Source organism: Cellulomonas chitinilytica (assembly GCF_016862675.1).
Lineage (GTDB): Bacteria > Actinomycetota > Actinomycetes > Actinomycetales > Cellulomonadaceae > Cellulomonas > Cellulomonas chitinilytica.
This window is the reverse complement of record NZ_BONK01000045.1, coordinates 1-574: the sequence shown is the minus strand read 5'-3', so window position 1 is coordinate 574 and position 574 is coordinate 1. Positions and strand designations below refer to the sequence as shown.

The window sequence follows — 574 nt, the reverse complement described above, 5'->3', positions numbered from 1 at the left end:
GTTGGAGCCTTCGCCGACGGTGATGTTGGAGTTGCCGGAGGACTGGTATCCCTCGGTGGCCATGATCATGTAGTTGTGGCTGCCGAGGTTCATGCCCTTGGAGGCCCAGGCGTCGAAGTGGGTGCCGGTGGTGATGGTGCCGCCGGTCTTCTTGGACTGGCGCACGGACCAGTACTGGTAGAAGGTCGCGGTGCCCTGGATGGAGGGCTGGTTGACGCGCTGGGTGCGGTAGATGTCGTAGGTGCCGCCGTCGGAGCTGACGGTGCCCATGAAGGTGCCGGTGGGCCGGTAGGTGCCCCAGTTGTCGACGATGTAGTACTCGACGAGCGGGTTGGTGGTCCAGCCGTACAGGGCGAGGTAGGCGTTGCCGGAGGGGTTGAACGAGCCGGAGTAGCTGACGGTCTTGCGCCCGCCGGTGGACCAGCCCTTGCCGGCGACGAAGTTGCCGGTGTTGGACCAGCTCGTGGAGTAGTTGCCGCCCGAGCCGAGGTTCATCGAGACGGTGCCGGGGCTGTCGGTCCAGAACGAGTAGAAGTAGCCGTTGTTGTTGCCGGTCTCGTTCGACGACACGGCC

Annotated in this window: 1 protein-coding gene; it reads right to left on the bottom strand. The window is 64.8% G+C overall.

Features of this window, described 5'->3' with window-relative positions; genetic code table 11:
• Positions 1-574 (bottom strand): glycoside hydrolase family 11 protein (locus tag Cch01nite_RS22620; protein ID WP_203758777.1); only part of this gene is annotated, 574 nt, incomplete at both ends.